2 protein-coding genes are annotated in these 901 nt (G+C 36.8%); both read right to left on the bottom strand.

The annotated features are described in order from the left end of the window. Positions 1–242: 242 nt before the first annotated feature. The gene (locus QZ106_RS00385; protein ID WP_295972839.1) at positions 243–704 is read right to left on the bottom strand and encodes a hypothetical protein; all 462 of its coding nucleotides are present in this window, start codon (positions 702–704) and stop codon (positions 243–245) included. Between the two features lie 4 nt (positions 705–708). Then, positions 709–901, bottom strand: a 193-nt coding sequence (locus QZ106_RS00390; protein ID WP_295972842.1) for a hypothetical protein, incomplete at its 5' end; no start/stop codon positions are given.

The raw sequence follows: 901 nt of genomic DNA on the forward strand, positions 1-901 counted from the left end.
ATTTACGCACAAGGTTACCTAAGCCATCGGTCACCTCAATTAAATCCCCATCGGCATTGTAGCGATAAGACACTAACTGACGTCCAATCGGCGCCGTTTCCTGACTGTCGGTGCCTGTGGTAGTGGAAAGTGCGGTCGGTTTTCAAAACGTTTTTAACCATAACGGCCACATACAACGTGACCGTTCCTTATTTTTTCAAAGTTTATCAGGAAGCGTTGGAATTTACGCACTATCTCAAGAATTAAGCCGGTTGGTTTGCCATATCTTTTTCCAAAAAATCAATAAACCCGTTTAATTCATCTATATTAGAGTACACAAAAATTTGATCTTGTTTCTCTAAACGAAGATATTTCATCCAAGAAAGCAAGTTAGATTTATCCTCTTGATCGAGTATCTTAACAAAATCTTCAAATCCATTGAAAATTGTGAAAAAACTAAATAATTCATCTAAACGCTCATCTATAGTTTCAGAATAGTGATATAACCATTCCCGCTGAAGATAGGGAAGTAAATATGCCCATCCTTCCCAACTAATATCACTAGAAGACCCTCGAAATTGAGAAAAATCGATCTTCACCCCTTCTTTTAATGAAGCTAAATAATCGTACTCTTTGATGTCCTCAGGCCGAGCGATAGCCACATGCTCTCTTTCATAAATGAAAAAATGTTGAGGGAATTTTTTTAATTTCAATAAGTGTTTCATGGTGTTACCTCATATATCTCATACATTTATTAATTCTATTTCCAATATCTGTAATTTGTTTTTGATGTCCTGAATTTCCTCCATCCCAACAGGTATCTTCTCTTTCAATACGCGCGCTCCTTTCTGCATTTGCGGCGTCAATCCTTAATTGTAGCTCAGAATTTGTCATTGTGACTAAACATCTACCCAAACTTGAT

Source organism: uncultured Aggregatibacter sp., from assembly GCF_901873365.1.
Classification (GTDB): domain Bacteria; phylum Pseudomonadota; class Gammaproteobacteria; order Enterobacterales; family Pasteurellaceae; genus Aggregatibacter.

Bases quoted from the DNA above. Each gene is read 5' to 3' on its own strand.
- QZ106_RS00385 (WP_295972839.1), bottom strand. From the start codon at position 704: ATGAAACACTTATTGAAATTAAAAAAATTCCCTCAACATTTTTTCATT.